Raw genomic sequence first — 13,496 nt, 5'->3', positions numbered from 1 at the left:
CGATGATCGATCGCGCATCCTTATCGAACAGCAAGTCGCACTGGCGAAGTTCGATACTGCCATTCGTCGCGCTGCTGTTCTTCGTCTTCGGCGTGCTTCCGGTGGATGCGGCGCAACGCGATCGCAAGGGCAAGGCCGTGCCCTCGGTGCTGTATTTCACCTATTCGGCCGGCTACAAGCACGAAGTGGTGCCGGAGTCCGAACAGATCCTGGTCAAGCTCGGCGAGGAGTCCGGTCGCTTCCGTGTCACCGTCAGCCACGATCCGGCCGTGCTCGATGCCGCGCATCTGGCGCGCTTCGATGCGGTCGTGTTCTACACCACCGGCGAATTGCCGATCGACGAACGTCAGAAGCGCGATCTGCTGGCCTTTGTTGAAGGCGGCAAGGGATTCGTCGGGATCCACAGCGCCAGTGATACGTTCTATCAGTGGCCGGCATACGGCCGTATGCTCGGCGGCTACTTCGACGAGCACCCCTGGCATCAGGAAGTGACGGTGAAGGTGGAGGATCGCGCGAATCCGGCCACGCGCCATCTCGGCAGGAGTTTCGTGATCACAGACGAGATCTACCAGTTCAAGGACTGGTCGCGCGCCGATGTGCATGTGCTGCTCAGCATCGACACGCGTTCGGTCGACTTGACCAATCCCAAGGTCCATCGCAAGGACGGCGATTTCGCCGTGGCCTGGACTCGCACGCAGGGCAAGGGGCGCGTGTTCTACTCCGCGCTCGGCCATCGACCCGAGGTCTGGCGCGATCCGCGCTTCCAGCGCTTCCTGATCGGCGGATTGCAGTGGGTGATGGGCGAGTGAGGCGCGCGCTGGCCGCGCTGTCGATCTTCGGCGCCCTGGCGTCGATGATCCCGGCAGCGCTCGCCGGCCCATCGCTGACGCGTTACGAACGACACGAAGCACACATGGGCACCCGCGTGCTGATCGTGGTGTATGCCGCTGATGCCGCCGTCGCCGAACGCGCCATGCAGGCGGGCTTCGATCGCATCGCCATGCTCGATCGCGAACTGAGTGACTACCGCGAGGACAGCGAGCTGATGCGCCTGGCCGCACGGGCCGGCCAAGGCGAAGTGGCGGTCGGCGAGGATCTGTTCCGTGTACTGCAGGCATCGCAAACCGTGGCCGAGCGCTCGGACGGTGCCTTCGACGTCACCCAAGGCGCGCTCACCCGCCTGTGGCGCAGCGCGCGCAAGCTCAGTGAATTGCCGCGAAGCGAACGCGTCGAGCAGGCGCGCGCGAACGGTGGCTATCGCTTCCTGCATCTGGATGCGCGCGCGCGCACCGCTCGCATCGATCGCCCGGGCATCGGTCTCGACGTCGGCGGCATCGCCAAGGGTTACGCGGCCGACGAAGCGTTGTCAGCGATCGCGGCGCAAGGCGTGACGCAGGCGCTGGTCGGCCTCGGCGGAGACATCGCGGTATCCGACGCGCCGCCGGGCGAACCCGGATGGCGGGTGGGCATCGCCCCGCTGGCGCCCGCGCGCGAAGTACGCAAGCAGACGCTGATGCTGCGTCATGCCGCGATCTCCACCGCCGGCGATGCCGAGCAATGGTTCGAGGTCGACGGACGGCGCTACTCGCATCTGATCGATCCGCGCAGCGGCTGGCCGATGCAGGGACGTAGCGCCACCACCGTGATCGCGCGCCGTGGCATCGACGCCGATGGCCTGGATACCGCGGCTGCATTGCTCGGACCGGAGGCGGGCACGCGTCTGGTCGAATCCGTGCCGGGTGCGGCCATGCGCATGGAACGGCAGAGGCCGGAGGGCGCCGCTACGGACGTGCGCACATCGGACGGTTGGCCGCAGCGCGCGCCACTGGTGTACGACGGCGAGCGGCAAGCGCGCTCGCATGTGACCGCTGTCGCGGACGGCTGGTCTATTTCGAGCCGGTCCGCTTCGACAAGATCATCGAGGGTGCCATGATTCGTTTTCCTTTGTTCAATCTTTCGTCGCGCATCGTTCTGGGCACTTTGCTGTCCTTCGCAGCTTCCGCGAGCGCGGCGCCACCCGCGCCGAAGGACGGATTGAGCCGCGCCGAACGACGCGAGGGTTTCGTTTCGCTGTTCGACGGACGCACGCTGCGCGGCTGGCATGGCTATCGCAAGCCGGGACAGCCGATTCAGGGGTGGCAGGTCATCGACGGCGCGATCGTGCGGACTGGTGCCGGAGGTGATCTGGTCAGCGATCGCAGCTACGGTGATTTCGAATTGCGCATCGACTGGAAGATCACGCCAGGCGGCAACAGCGGCATCTTCTATCGCGGTGACGAATCCGAACCGGAGATCTACCGCACCGCGATCGAATACCAGGTGCTCGACAACGACCGCCATCCCGACGGCAAGAACGGCCGCGACCGCTGGGCCTCGGCCCTCTACGGCCTGTACGCGCCTGACAAGATCGCAACACGCCCGATCGGAGAATGGAACGAGACCCGGATCGTCGTGCGCGGCGACCACATCGAGCACTGGCTCAACGGCGAGAAAGTGGTCGACTGCGAGATCGGATCGCCGGACTGGAAGGCGCGCGTGGCGGCAAGCAAGTTCAAGGACTGGCCGTCCTTCGCCATGCTGCGCAGCGGCGTGATCGGCCTGCAGGATCACGGCGACGAAGTGAGTTACCGCAACATCCGCATCCGCGAGCTGTAAATCGGAAGAGACATCGAAGGATTCCATCGCACGCACGACGCACACATCCTTTCATCGCCACGGCATCTCCATGACCCCATCGATCCGCCTCCGCCTGTCGATCATGATGTTCCTGCAGTATTTCGCCTGGGGCGCGTGGACGGTCACGATGGGGACGTATCTGCTGCAGACTCTGCGCTTTTCCGGCGAGCAGACAGGCCTGGCCTACGGCACGGCGTCGATCGCCGCGATCGTTTCGCCCTTGTTCGTTGGCCTCGTGGTGGATCGCTGGTTCGCCAGCCAGCGCGCGCTGGCGGTGCTGTTCTTGCTCAGTGCGGCCACGCTGTACTACGCCTCGCTCCAGACCGCGTTCGTCCCGTTCTACGTGGCACTGCTGGTACACATGCTGTGCTTCATGCCGACGATCGCCTTGAGCAACGCGGTCGCGTTCTGCCACATGGACAAGCCGCAGCAGCAGTTTCCTGGCGTGCGCGTGCTCGGCACGATCGGCTGGATCGCCGCAGGCTGGCTGGTCGGCTATGTGCTGCATGCTGAGGCTGTGGCTACGCAGTTCCACGTCTCGGCGATCGCGCTGGTGGTGCTGGGTCTGTTCTCGCTGGCGTTGCCGCATACGCCGCCGCTGCCGCGGGCCGAAGGCGCGCAGAAACCGAGTTTGCGTGATTTCCTTGGCTTGGACGCGCTGCAATTGATGCGCGACCGCTCGTTCGCGATCTTCATGATCGGCTCGCTGCTGGTCTGCATCCCGCTGCAGTTCTACTACGCCTTCACCAACGGTTTCCTCAACGAGATCGGTGTGCCCAATGCGGCCGGCAAGATGACCTTCGGGCAGATGTCCGAGATCGCCTTCATGCTGGCGATGCCACTGTTCTTCCGGCGCCTCGGCATCAAGGCGATGCTGCTGATCGGCATGGCCGCGTGGGCGGCGCGCTATCTACTGTTCGCGATGGGTGACAGTGGCGAACTGATGTGGATGCTGTATCTGGGCATCCTGCTGCACGGTGTCTGCTACGACTTCTTCTTCGTCAGCGGCCAGATCTACGTGGATCGCGAAGCGCCGGCGCATCTGCGCGCTTCCGCGCAAGGATTCCTGACGTTGGTGACTTGGGGTGTCGGCATGCTGATCGGCTCCTGGTTGTCAGGAAGAGTTGTCGACGCGTATCGCGCCGGTGGCGATCCGGTCACGCATGACTGGTCGCAGATCTGGCTGGTACCGGCGATCGGCGCGGCCGCGGTGTTCCTGTTGTTCGCCCTGTTTTTCCGCGATCGCGCACCGAAGCGGTTGCCCGAGAGCGAAACGGGAGCCTCCACGCCGTGAGTGGCTTGCGCGCCGGTCTGGTGGGCGCGGGCTTCATCGGCCCGTGGCATGTCGATGCGTTCCGACGCCTGGGTCATGTCGAAGTGGCGGCGTTGGCCGGCAGCGATCTCGCGCGTGCGCAAACGCGCGCGCGCGAGCTTGCCATTCCGCGTGCTTACGGCGATTGGCGCGCATTGGTCGAGGATCCACACATCGACGTGGTGCATATCGCCGCGCCCAACCGCCTGCATCATGCGATCGCCATGGCGGCGGTCGCGAACGGCAAGCATGTGATCTGCGACAAGCCGCTTACCGACACGGCCGAGCAATCCAGGGAACTGCTCGATGCGGCACGCGCCGCCGGCGTTTTCCACGCGGTGACGTTCAACTATCGCGGCAATCCGCTCGTGCAGCAGGCACGCATCGCCATCACCGAAGGCGCGATCGGCATACCGCATCTGGTACACGGACAATATCTGCAGGACTGGCTGTTGCACGACAGCGACTGGTCCTGGCGGCTAGAGCCGGAACAAAACGGCGCATCCCTGGCGCTTGCCGACATCGGCTCGCACTGGTGCGATCTGGCCGAACACGTGACCGGCCTGAGCATCACGCACGTGCTTGCCGATCCCGTCACGGTGGTGCCGCGTCGACGCAAACCCACGCAGTCCACGGGCACCTTCGTGTCCGGGAATGAATTGGACGCGAGTGAGTGGGTCGACATGACGCTGGAAGATCTCGCCACCGTGCTGCTGCGCTTCGATAACGGTGCCCGCGGCATGTTGCTGACCGGCCAGGTCTGTGCCGGACATAAGAATGATCTGGTGTTGGAAGTCTGCGGCTCCGCCAGTTCGATGAAGTGGCGTCAGGAAGCGCAGAACGAACTCTGGATCGGTCACAGCGATCGCGCCAACGAACTGCTGCAGAAAGATCCCGCCCTGTTGTCGCCACAAGCACAACCTTACGCGCGTCTGCCTGGCGGCCATCAGGAAGCCTGGAGCGATGCGTTCTGCAATCTGATGCGTGATCTCTACGCCGCGATCGCGCGCTGGCCCGAGGACGGCGATACCCTGCCACCGACCGTGGCCACGTTCGAGGATGCATTGCGCGTGCAATGCACGATCGACGCCATGCTCGCCAGCGCGGCCGGCGGCGGCGTGTGGACGCCGGTCGCGACGCAAGTGCAATCCCGGAGGAACGCGACATGAAACTCGGCGTCTTCACCCCATTGTTCGCCAAGCTGAGTCTGGACGACGTGCTAAAACGCGTGCAGGCGGCCGGCCTGGATGCGATCGAATTCGGCACCGGCGCATTTCCCGGCGCCGATCACGTCGATGTCGACGGCCTGCTTGCCTCGTCGGAGCGCGTGCGTGAATTCCGCGTGCGTGTCGAGGATCATGGCCTGATCATCAGCGCGCTGTCCTGCCACGGCAATCCCTTGCATCCGGATCGCGACGTCGCGCAGCGCGACGATGCGACCTTCCGCCGCACTGTCAGCTTGGCCGAACGCTTGCAGGTTCCGGTCGTGATCACCTTCTCCGGCTGCCCGGGCGACAGCGACACCTCGCGTGTGCCCAACTGGATCACCTCGCCCTGGCCGCCGGAAATGCTGCGCACGCTGGAATGGCAGTGGAACGAGAAGGCGTTCCCGTACTGGCGCGAGGCAACCGGCTTCGCGCGCGAGCACGGTGTGCGCGTCGCGCTGGAACCGCATCCGAACTTCCTCGTCCACAATCCCGAAACGGCGCTGCGCCTGCGTGCCGAAGCCGGTGATCATCTCGGCGTCAATCTCGATCCCAGCCATCTGCTGTGGCGCGGTGTCGACGTGCCGCAGGCGATCCGCGCGCTTGGCCCCGCGATCTTCCATTTCCATGCCAAGGACGTGGCCCTGGATCGCGCCAACATCGCCGTCAACGGCGTGATCGATGCCAAGTCCTATCGCGACATCGCGCGGCGCGCCTGGAGTTTCCGTTCGGTCGGCCACGGCCACGATCTGCTGACCTGGAAGCAGATCATGCAAGCCTTGCGCGTGGTGGGCTACGACTACGTCGTGAGCCTGGAGCACGAGGACGCATTGATGTCGTCCGATCAAGGATTCCAGAGCGCCATCGAGACGCTCAAGCAAGCCTTGCTGCGGGATCCGCCTGATGAGCCGTGGTGGACCTGAGCGCAGATCCCATCACGAAATCTTCCATCCCTTCATCGCGGTACATTTTTCACACAGGATTCGCCATGCAACGACGTGCTTTCCTCAAGTCGACCGCTTCCGCCGCGGCCATCGCGACGCTGTCTTCCGGCGCTGTGCTTGGCGCGGAACCGGCAACGCGCGCCGCGTCCGGTTCGAACTTCAAGCTGAAATACGCGCCGCATCTGGGCATGTTCGAGGCGTCGGCGGGCCAGGATCCGATCGCGCAAATCAAATTCATGGCCGACGCCGGTTTCCGCGCGTACGAGGACAACGAACTGATGGAGCGTCCGGCTGCGTTGCAGGAGCGCATCGGCGAGACGCTGGCACGCGCGGACATGACCATGGGCGTGTTCGTGATCGATGCCGGCGACAACTGGAAGGTGTCCTACGCCACCGGCAAGAAGGAGTTCCGCGAGGCCTTCGTCAAGACCTGCCGCGATGCCGTGACGACGGCGCGGCGCGTCAACGCCAAATGGATGACCGTGGTGCCGGGGTTCTTCGACGCCACACTGCCGCTCGACATCCAGACCGGCCACGTCATCGATGCGATCCGTGCCGGCGCCGAAGTGCTGGAACCGCATGGGCTGACGATGGTGATGGAGCCGCTCAGCGATCGGCCGGAGTTGTTCCTGCGCACGTCCGCGCAGGCCTACGCGATCGCGCGCGCGGTCGACAGCCCGGCCTGCAAGATTCTCTACGACATCTATCACCTGCAGCGGAACGAAGGGAATCTGATCCATCACATCGATCTGGCCTGGGACGAGATCGCCTACTTCCAGATCGGCGACGTGCCGGGCCGCAAGGAGCCCGGCACCGGCGAGATCAACTACCGCAACATCTTTCGCCACATCCATGGGCGTATGCAGAAGGAAGGCCGCGATTTCGTGTTCGGCATGGAGCACGGCAACGCCGCCTCCGGCGTGGAAGGCGAGCGCCGGGTGATCGAGGCCTACCGGGAGGCCGATGATTTCTGAGCGGGCCGTGCCATGCCGGGCGCCAGGCGGCGGCACTTTGCCATGAGAAAGTTCATTGGAAACAATGGTTTGTATTGAGCAGGAAAGAATTGTGCAATACGGAATGCGCCACGCCGGTCGCTGTGTTATTCAACACATGCGGATTTGCGGCCCGTGACGCAACTTCGTTGAAAGGGTTGGAAGGTACGAGAATTAGATCGTTACAAATCCAGGTTCGGCTGCGGCCTCAACTTCGTCGCCGATAGCAGTGGCGGAAGGCAGCGGAAGAGCATGTTGTTGCATCTTGATTGGCTGGACCTTTGGACCATTTGTTCGTTTGTGGAGTGGAGCCCGTTCGGGCGCGGCAACTCAGTCAATGCCGCGGTCCGCTGGACGTATCCCATGACTGAACCCGCTCACTGACTATCCATTAGGAACCACCATGCAAACGAGAACGCATTTAGCGCGAGCGCGCTGGACGGCATCCGCCACGGGCCTGCTGCTCTGTTTCGGTCTGGCCGGCGCGGCATCCGCGACCAATCTCGCCTTGAATAAAACCGCTACCGGTTCGACCGCCTGCAATTCCAACGAAAGCCCGGCCAAGGCGGTCAACGGCAGCGTCAGCGGCGGCAACAGCGACAAGTTCTGCTCCACCGCGTCCAGTAAATGGTTGCAGATCGATCTGGGTTCCAGCCAGTCGATCACCAGCTTCGTGGTCAAGCACGCCGGTGCCGGCGGTGAATCCACTTCGTTCAACACGAAGAACTTCAACATCCAGACATCGAGCAACGGTTCGTCCTGGACCACCGCGGTCACCGTCAGCAACAACACCGCCAACGTCACCACGCACACCATCACCGCGATCAGTGCGCGCTACGTCAAGCTCAACATCACCACGCCGACCCAGACCAGCGACACCGCCGCGCGCATCTACGAACTCGAAGTGCACGACACGGCGCCCGCGGCTGAAAAAGTCGTGCTGGTGCTCGACCAGGTGCCGCAGTTCGGTATCTACCGCAGCGCCGAACCGACCACCTACACGCCGCCGGCCGGCATGCTGATGTGGAAGCGCGGCACCGAATACGCGCGCAGGCTCAGCGACGAGGAAAAGGCCAAGATCGGCGACGACGTCGCGCTGCGCATCACCTATCACGCGCAGTGCGATCCCTACGATCGTTTCGCTTCGGCCTTTTTCATCAGCGTGCCGAAGGGCGAGGTGCCGACCGTCGATACGCCGCGTGTGACCTTCACCGACTTCATCTCGCCTTTTAGCGACATGTATCAAGGTGCCAAGGCCACGCGCGTCTACCCGGACGCGCCGATGGATCCCTATGCCGCCGCGCTGGCCAATCCCAGTCGCGACATCTGGGTCGGTATCAGTGGTGGCTCCAATCCGCAGTACGGTGGCGATGCTTGCGAAACGCACGTTCCCAAGGTGACGGATCCGGCTATCGCGGAAGTCGGTTTCAAGTATTCGCTGGCCCTGGTGTCCACCAAGTCACTCACCGCTGGCGGCGATCCGGATGTGATCAGCTTCCTGTCTCGCTCGGACGAGACCGACGACAACATCACCACTGGCACAGCCTCCCACACCGCGAACCTGGGTATCGCCACGCTAGCGGTGAGCATCGCCGGTTACGGTGCGTCCTCGGGCGGCCAGGAGTACACCAATACCAACATCGCCGTGAAGTTCAACGGCACGCAGATCGCTACCTTCAGCACCAAGATCGACTGTGCCAGCTATGAGCAATACAGCCCGCGCGGCAATCCGGGCATTTTCCGCAACAACAACACGACCAACCCGCGCAGCTGGTGTCCGGGTGCGCTGGTGCCGATGCGTTATTTCGATCTGGGTGACATCACCGGCAAGACGCTGCAGTTCTCGCTCGGTGTCGGCAATCCATCGCCGTGGACCAGCGATTCGGTCTACCGCACCAGCGTCAGTGTTCTGGAGCACTAAGAAAGGTGATCAAGGGCGCCGGCCGGGCATCGACCCGGTCGGCGCTTCCACGCAAAGCCACGTCATCTCCGACACAGGGGGGAAGTGATGACGATGGAGACGGAATGGGCAATTCGTCAGCTTGATGCCAACTCGTGCCGTAACTTTCAAGACATTTGAACGGGGAGAAAAAACCGTGCGCCACATTCCGATTCGAAGCGCGCTTTGCAGTGCACTGAGTCTTGCACTGCTGACTTCAACGCAAGTTCACGCCCAGGACGCCGCGAGCGGTGCGAAAAGCGAACCCGCCGAACTCGACAAGGTCGTCGTCACCGGCTCGCGCATCGCGCGCGCCCAGGTGGAAGGGCCCACGCCCGTCACCGTCATCACTTCGGAGGACATCAAAAAGGAAGGCTTCGTCACCGTCTACGATGTGCTGTCGACGCTGACGGAAGCCACCGGCGGTGTGGAAAGCGATGCGGGGTGGGGGTCGCACACCAGCAACGCCAGTCCGTTGAACCTGCGCAACATGGGGCCAGGCCGCAGCCTGCTGCTGATCAACGGCCATCGCGCCGCGGACTATCCGCTGCCTTACCAGGGCAGGAGCAACTTCCAGAATTTCACCAACATCCCGAGCGCCGCGGTCGACCGGATCGAGGTGTTGGCGTCGGGCGCATCGGCGATCTACGGTTCGGATGCGATAGCCGGCGTCATCAACGTCGTGCTCAAGCAGGGATACGTGGGAGACGAGTTCCGCATCAAGGGCGGCGGCGCGACCGAAGGCGGCCGCAGGCTGATCGATACGTCCTGGGCAGGCGGACGGGCCGGCGACAAGTGGAGCCTCACGTATGCACTGCAATATCTGAAGCGCGATCCGCTGTTCGCGGGCGAGCGCGACTTCCTCGATTCCGAGAACGATGCCGCATGGGGCGCCTGGAGCGAGGAAGAGCGTGCCCGGGGCAATCGCTTCAACAACTATTACGACACCGCGCGCATCAGCCGCCTGGATGGCAGCGATCTGCGCATTACACCGCCGCCTGGTACATGCGAGTCGCCTGGTTACGGCGGCGTCGCGGAGCGTTGGGATTACAGGAAGTACGACGGCGCCACGCATACGCTCGGCCCTTCGCTGGGGCAGTACTGCGCGAACGGAAAATTCCCGCACAACTGGACAATCCGCGATGGCGAGGAGAGCACCTCGCTCTACTTGTACGGCACCTACGATTTCAGTGATCGCCTGCAGGGCTGGGCCAGCTTCATGGCTTTCGACAGCGAGGGCACCAGCAGCGTCGGCGACTTCGGCATGGGCTATGTGCCGCCAGTGAAGTGGTACGACGCCGGGCTCGGCAGTTATGTCGAAGGCAAGCGCTTCCTGACGCGAACGGAGATCGGCGACGCGCTGACCTACAGCAACGAGCGCTCCTACGACTATGCGTTCGGCTTGAAAGGCCGCCTCTTCGATCGCTTCGATTGGGAAGCTTCGGTGGATCACGCCGAGTACGTGGTCAAGAAGAGCTATCCGGCGGCGGTGCCGGCGCTGGTCAATACGTTCTTCCTCGGTCCGCAGCTGGGCGTGACCGATGCCAGCTACGCCGGTGTGCCGGTGGGCACGCCGATCCATGCCGTCGACATCAATCGTTTCTTCACGCCCATCACCCGCCAGGAGTGGGAATCGATCTCGACTCATGGCAAAGACGAAGCGCGCTCCAAGGTCGATCAGTTCCAGGTCGTGTTCTCCGGCGATCTGTTCGAAGGCTGGGCGGGGCCAATCAGTTTCGCCGCCGTGGGCGAGTGGGCGCGACAGAGTTATTCCTTGCGCCCCGATCCCAGGACGGTGCCGACGCCGGAGCAGGCTGCAGCGAGAGAACAGCGAGGAGTCGAGAATCTCTACGTCACCGAATTCGGTAGTCCCTACTATGGTTTCGATCTGGGCGGCGGCTCGCGCAACCGCTGGGCGGTGGGCACCGAATTCCGCGTGCCGGTCTGGGACAGCAAGACGCCAGGACTCGGATCGGCGACTCTCAATCTGGCCGGCCGCTACGACAGCTACAGCCAGACCAGCGACAGCGCAAAGGCGACCTGGATGACGGGTGTGGAATGGCGGCCGTTCACTAACCTGCTGGTGCGTGGTTCCTATGCCACCAGCTTCCGCGCGCCCGACATGCACTACGTCTACGCCAAGGGCGGCGAATCCTACAGCCTCATTGTCGACAAACTGCGCTGTGGTCAGCAGGGCAAGTACAACAATTGCGCTTCCGGCAGTGATGATCCGGCGGTCGGCACCTACTATCGCGGCACCACCACGCGCGCGGGGTCTCCGTCGCTTGATTACGAGGAAGGCGAATCCTGGACGTTCGGATTCGTCTGGGATCCGATCCAGAATCTGTCGACGAGTATCGACTACTGGAACATCGAGCTGAGGAATGTGATCGAGGAAATCAGCAAAGACGATCTCCTCGCAGGAGAACTCGGCTGCGCCCTCGGCACCAAGGACGATGGCTCACCCTATACCGATCCCGCCACGGGACGGCCTCCGGCTCCGGACTTCTGCGACTTCGTCAACAGCCGCATCGATCGCAACGGTCCGAACGGGGCGATTTCCGAGATCCGCGAAGGGCCGATCAATCGTAGCGGCCGCCGTACCAGCGGCATCGATTTTTCCACCCGCTACCGCCTGGAGGCCGGTCGTTACGGAAACTTCTCCTTCGGCCTGAATTACACCAACGTGCTGAAGCTGTCGACAAAGCAGTTCGAGGCCTCCGAGTGGAGCGATGGCGAAGTCGGCGCGCATACCGACGGTTACCACACCAAGACCACGGCGAGCGTCGGCTGGGCACTCGGGGACTTCAACGCCACGCTATTCGCTTCCAAGCGTTCCGATTACCGTGGCTCCAACTGGGGTGGATGCGTGCCGTTCGAAAACGGCGAGCGCGGCACGGCAATCGATAACGACACCTGTGTCAGCACGGATTCGACCAGCGTCAACTACGGGAAGACCGCCGAACGTTATTGGGATCGCATCAAGCGGCCGTGGCTGTTCAATCTGTCGGCACGGTATCTCATCGACGAAGATGTGTCGGTGGGCCTCTACGTCAACGACCTGTTCAATAACGCCGGACGCAACGATCGATACAAGGGAGACTACGAGTTTGGCGCGACCGACTATGCCATCGGTCGGGAAGTCGCTCTGGAGTTCGTCTATCGGATGAAGTGAAACGCGAAGAAGCGGCGCCGCGACGAGTCTGTAATTGTTGCGGCGAGCTCGGATGCACAGCGTTTCCTTGGGCGGATGAAAAAACACGGGGTCGAAGACAAAGACCCCGTGTGCGTAGCAAGGTATTCTGTTCTTAACGTAAGTTATTAGCGTCCGGGAATCCGGCAGCACGTTGCGTCCGTGCGCGCGCCGAGCAGACCACCGATTATCAGTGTGGCCATTCTGCAGGTCCATCCCGTCGGCTTGCCACTGGTGACGGCGGGGAAGGAACCACCGATCTGCAATCCGACCGGGCCCGTGCAGCCTCCACCCGTGGCGGCATAACCCGCTGGGCAGGCAGCAGACACATCGGTGAGTATCCCGCTCAACAATGGTGCTGCTTGACCCACGACAGTACAGTCGACTGGTGTGGCGACCGGTTCCATGTAGTAGCCATACACGTCGACGACGACTTGTGTCTGCGAAGTGCTGTACACGGAGAACTGGGTCTGACAGCCCGGACGGCACAGCTTGAGGACGACCTCGTTACCGATATCGGAACCGACGAAGTTGATCGTGGCCGCAAACGGCCGCGACACATTCGAGGGCCATGCTGTCAGAAAGCCCGCCTTCTGCACGGTATCGACCGCGACCACGTTGGCGGACAGCGCGGAAGCATTCTCCGGGATGCCGCAATTGGTCACCGAACCGCCCTGGGTGAGATAGTCCGTGGACGTCCAGCCGATGAAGTTACGAGACTGATTCGCGCCGATGGGACCACCGGTGACACGCGTATCGACGATGCGGCATGGCGGCAGCGGGGTGAACACCAGATCGTTCTCGGTGTCACCGATCATGGTGGGCCGCCTCAGCGCCATGTTCTTGGCCGAACTGCCACCGAACAGAGCACCGGACATCGCATCGAAGCTTGAGGCTTCGGATGCGCGTTTCAGATTCGTGAGATCGGCACCTGCGAAGGTCCCCATCATCTGCTCGGTCCATTCGCCGGAAGACATGCCGAACTTCTTCTGGATCTGCGGACCCCATTTCTTGGAGATGGTCGCGGCGTATTTGGCGCGCTGCATGTCCTCAGCTGAGATTTTCTTTCCCGCCGCTGCTACCTGGGCGGGGCCTGACATTAGGCAAAGCAAAGCCGTTACGACGATGAGCCGTTTCATTAGATTCCCCAGTCATGGTTTTAACAATGGTGCGGGGGGTGCGATCTGCCGGTTTTTTTCCCGGGTTTTTTCTACTTATTCCGGCCAGTCGGCGAC

The 13,496-nt window shown here is 62.9% G+C and carries 10 protein-coding genes; 9 read left to right on the top strand and 1 reads right to left on the bottom strand.

The window, feature by feature from the left end:
* Window positions 1-2 precede the first annotated feature (2 nt).
* The 9 genes from LG367_RS00715 (at window position 3) to LG367_RS00675 (ending at window position 12,243) form a co-directional block, all read left to right on the top strand.
* Window positions 3-809, top strand: a complete 807-nt coding sequence (locus LG367_RS00715) for a ThuA domain-containing protein (protein WP_226467297.1) — start codon at window positions 3-5, stop codon at window positions 807-809.
* Window positions 806-1,933, top strand: a complete 1,128-nt coding sequence (locus LG367_RS00710; protein WP_226467296.1) for an FAD:protein FMN transferase — start codon at window positions 806-808, stop codon at window positions 1,931-1,933. Before LG367_RS00715 ends, LG367_RS00710 begins: the two co-directional genes overlap by 4 nt.
* Complete coding sequence (locus tag LG367_RS00705) at window positions 1,930-2,655, top strand: 3-keto-disaccharide hydrolase (RefSeq protein ID WP_226467295.1); 726 nt, start codon at window positions 1,930-1,932, stop codon at window positions 2,653-2,655. Before LG367_RS00710 ends, LG367_RS00705 begins: the two co-directional genes overlap by 4 nt.
* Before the next feature lie 70 nt (window positions 2,656-2,725).
* Window positions 2,726-3,970, top strand: coding sequence for a nucleoside permease (locus LG367_RS00700; protein WP_226467294.1), 1,245 nt, complete (start codon window positions 2,726-2,728; stop codon window positions 3,968-3,970).
* Window positions 3,967-5,157, top strand: coding sequence for a Gfo/Idh/MocA family protein (locus LG367_RS00695; RefSeq protein WP_226467293.1), 1,191 nt, complete (start codon window positions 3,967-3,969; stop codon window positions 5,155-5,157). Before LG367_RS00700 ends, LG367_RS00695 begins: the two co-directional genes overlap by 4 nt.
* Window positions 5,154-6,116: a sugar phosphate isomerase/epimerase family protein gene (locus LG367_RS00690; RefSeq protein ID WP_226467292.1), complete on the top strand. Its 963-nt coding sequence runs from the start codon at window positions 5,154-5,156 to the stop codon at window positions 6,114-6,116. Before LG367_RS00695 ends, LG367_RS00690 begins: the two co-directional genes overlap by 4 nt.
* 65 nt (window positions 6,117-6,181) lie before the next feature.
* Window positions 6,182-7,111, top strand: coding sequence for a hydroxypyruvate isomerase family protein (locus LG367_RS00685; RefSeq protein WP_226467291.1), 930 nt, complete (start codon window positions 6,182-6,184; stop codon window positions 7,109-7,111).
* A 421-nt stretch (window positions 7,112-7,532) separates the two neighbouring features.
* The gene (locus tag LG367_RS00680; RefSeq protein WP_226467290.1) at window positions 7,533-9,050 is read left to right on the top strand and encodes a discoidin domain-containing protein; all 1,518 of its coding nucleotides are present in this window, start codon (window positions 7,533-7,535) and stop codon (window positions 9,048-9,050) included.
* Between the two features lie 175 nt (window positions 9,051-9,225).
* Window positions 9,226-12,243, top strand: a complete 3,018-nt coding sequence (locus LG367_RS00675; protein WP_226467289.1) for a TonB-dependent receptor domain-containing protein — start codon at window positions 9,226-9,228, stop codon at window positions 12,241-12,243.
* A gap of 146 nt (window positions 12,244-12,389) precedes the next feature.
* Here the strand turns inward: LG367_RS00675 and LG367_RS00670 are convergent, their stop codons facing one another.
* The gene (locus LG367_RS00670; RefSeq protein WP_226467288.1) at window positions 12,390-13,400 is read right to left on the bottom strand and encodes a hypothetical protein; all 1,011 of its coding nucleotides are present in this window, start codon (window positions 13,398-13,400) and stop codon (window positions 12,390-12,392) included.
* Window positions 13,401-13,496 lie beyond the last annotated feature (96 nt).

The sequence above is a fragment of the Luteimonas panaciterrae genome, assembly GCF_020511115.1.
GTDB lineage: Bacteria > Pseudomonadota > Gammaproteobacteria > Xanthomonadales > Xanthomonadaceae > Luteimonas > Luteimonas panaciterrae.
The sequence above is the reverse complement of the archived record's forward strand: the minus strand, read 5'-3'. Positions and strand labels throughout refer to the sequence as shown.

Coding starts and splice junctions, on each gene's coding strand:
- LG367_RS00700 (WP_226467294.1), top strand. CDS start 2,726: ATGACCCCATCGATCCGCCTCCGCCTGTCGATCATGATGTTCCTGCAG.
- LG367_RS00690 (WP_226467292.1), top strand. CDS start 5,154: ATGAAACTCGGCGTCTTCACCCCATTGTTCGCCAAGCTGAGTCTGGAC.
- LG367_RS00680 (WP_226467290.1), top strand. CDS start 7,533: ATGCAAACGAGAACGCATTTAGCGCGAGCGCGCTGGACGGCATCCGCC.
- LG367_RS00685 (WP_226467291.1), top strand. CDS start 6,182: ATGCAACGACGTGCTTTCCTCAAGTCGACCGCTTCCGCCGCGGCCATC.
- LG367_RS00705 (WP_226467295.1), top strand. CDS start 1,930: ATGATTCGTTTTCCTTTGTTCAATCTTTCGTCGCGCATCGTTCTGGGC.
- LG367_RS00715 (WP_226467297.1), top strand. CDS start 3: ATGATCGATCGCGCATCCTTATCGAACAGCAAGTCGCACTGGCGAAGT.
- LG367_RS00670 (WP_226467288.1), bottom strand. CDS start 13,400: ATGAAACGGCTCATCGTCGTAACGGCTTTGCTTTGCCTAATGTCAGGC.